This window comes from Streptomyces thermoalcalitolerans (assembly GCF_039525155.1).
Taxonomy (GTDB): domain Bacteria; phylum Actinomycetota; class Actinomycetes; order Streptomycetales; family Streptomycetaceae; genus Streptomyces; species Streptomyces thermovulgaris.
On record NZ_BAAAHG010000119.1, the window covers coordinates 1 to 2,061 of the forward strand.

A 2,061-nucleotide genomic window follows, 5' to 3' on the forward strand; every position below is an offset into this window, starting at 1 on the left:
CCCCACCACCTCCTGGGCCGACCCCGCCCACCGCACCCCCCACCCCCTGCCCCCACCCGGCCCCACCACCTGGACCCGCACCTACTGGCCCCACTGAACCGACTCGCCCGACGCCCCACGACCGGAGCCGGCCAAGTTGAGTACGCGTACTCAGGCGCCGGCCCCGGTGCGCGTCGGACGATCGGGGAATGCTGTGGTCCGACCCCAAGAACGAGCCGCCGAAGGAAGTGCGGGACACGCAGGAGATGCTGCGGCGGCTGGGTGTTCTCATCGCGGTGGCCATGCTGCTGGCGATGCTGGTGATCGGACTGAGGTGAGGCCGGTCGATGCCGCCGATTACGCTGACCGTATGACAGACCAGCCGCGCCGCCGACTCGTGCTCGCCTCCAAGTCCCCCGCCCGGCTCGGGCTGCTTCGACAGGCCGGGTTCGACCCGGAGGTCGCCGTCAGCGGCGTCGACGAGGACGCGATCACCGCGCCCACTCCCGCCGAGCTGGCCCTCGCCCTGGCCGAGGCGAAGGCCTCCGTCGTGGCGGCCCGCCCGGAGATCCAGGGTGCGCTGGTCATCGGCTGCGACTCGGTGCTCGACCTGGACGGCCGGCCCCTCGGCAAGCCCGCCGACGCCGAGGAGGCCACCGCCCGCTGGAAGGCGATGCGCGGACGGGCCGGCACCCTCCAGACCGGACACTGCGTCTGGGACACGGCAAGCGGGCGGTATGTCTCGGGCATCGCCTCCACCGTGGTCCGTTTCGGTGAGCCGACGGACGAGGAGATCGCCGCCTATGTCAGTTCCGGTGAGCCGCTGCACGTCGCCGGCGCCTTCACCCTGGACGGCCGCTCGGCGCCGTTCATCGACGGCATCGACGGCGACCACGGCAACGTTATCGGCATCAGTCTGCCCCTGGTCCGCCGGCTGCTGGCCGAACTGGGCGTGAACATCACCGAGTTGTGGGCGCCTCCGGCCGAGGACTGATCAGGAGCCGGTCAAGGGCTGCTCAGGAGGTGCCGGACTCGGCCGGAGGAGTGACCGGGGCAGGGGGAATCTCGCCCGCCGGAGCATCCCTCTTCCGGCCGTCACCCGTATCGCCCCCGGGGCCGTCGCCCGGCACCCCGCCGGCCGACCCCTCCTGTCGGTCGTACGTCGTCAGCAGCAGCACGATGAGCCCGAGCACCACCACCATGAACAGGAAGGCCTTCCAGCCCACCAGCCCCCAGGCGACGGCGCCCAGCAGCCCGTGCACCACGGCCGCACCGACGAGCAGGACGCGGCCGAGGCCGGACGGACGGCGGCCCCGCACCGCGACCCGCAGGGCGACCAGGCCGCACAGGGCGAAGTAGAGACCGAAGAGCACACCGCCGGCCTTCGACGACATCGACATCACCTGCGGGTCCAGGCCCGCCAGGGACATCTGCTGCCGGTGCACGATCTCGCCGAGGAGCCAGTTCAGCGCACCCACCGCGAAGGCCTCCGCGAAGAGCACGACCGCCACCACCCATGCCACCGGTCTGCGCACCACCGGCTCCACCCCCTTCCGACCGTCTCTCCACCCGAGCCTGTTACCGCCAGTACCGTCGGGACGACGCGAACGTTACTCACGGGTAAACCGAGGGACAAGAGTTCTGCGGAGGGCAAAGAATGATTGGGCCATTCGTAGGGACTCCACAAAGAAACGAAGTGGGGCGCAGCGCGCTCTCACAGAGACCTTGGCCGCATCGGAAGCTAGGGTTTTCCGGAGGAGTCCTGCGCACAGTGGTGTGACAAGGGATTTCGCAGGTCGAGCGAGCCTCGCATCACGCTCCGTGTGGGCAAGCTCACCGGTGGGGACGGGTCGAAGTGCCGTGTCGGCTGTCCCTAAACTCGGCTTGTTTCAAGGAGGGAGCCTCAATCGTGCGCAAGGTGCTCATCGCCAATCGTGGCGAGATCGCGGTCCGTGTGGCCCGGGCCTGCCGGGACGCCGGGCTGACGAGTGTGGCCGTCTACGCCGATCCGGACCGGGACGCGCTGCATGTCCGCGCCGCGGATGAGGCGTTCGCCCTGGGCGGTGACACCCCCGCCACCAG

4 protein-coding genes are annotated in these 2,061 nt (G+C 70.3%); 3 read left to right on the forward strand and 1 reads right to left on the reverse strand.

Features of this window, described 5'->3' with window-relative positions; translation table 11 throughout:
* Positions 1-188: 188 nt before the first annotated feature.
* Complete coding sequence (gene mmpB, locus ABD224_RS29010) at positions 189-317, forward strand: morphogenic membrane protein MmpB (protein ID WP_344055262.1); 129 nt, start codon at positions 189-191, stop codon at positions 315-317.
* A gap of 32 nt (positions 318-349) precedes the next feature.
* Positions 350-973, forward strand: coding sequence for a Maf family protein (locus ABD224_RS29015; RefSeq protein ID WP_344055264.1), 624 nt, complete (start codon positions 350-352; stop codon positions 971-973).
* Positions 974-995: 22 nt separating this feature from the next.
* On the opposite strand, the gene ABD224_RS29020 is transcribed toward ABD224_RS29015, so the two are convergent.
* Positions 996-1,517, reverse strand: a complete 522-nt coding sequence (locus ABD224_RS29020; protein ID WP_344055266.1) for a hypothetical protein — start codon at positions 1,515-1,517, stop codon at positions 996-998.
* A 371-nt stretch (positions 1,518-1,888) separates the two neighbouring features.
* Here ABD224_RS29020 and ABD224_RS29025 point away from each other — a divergent pair.
* Positions 1,889-2,061: biotin carboxylase N-terminal domain-containing protein (locus ABD224_RS29025; protein ID WP_344055268.1), on the forward strand; the 173-nt coding region annotated here is incomplete at its 3' end.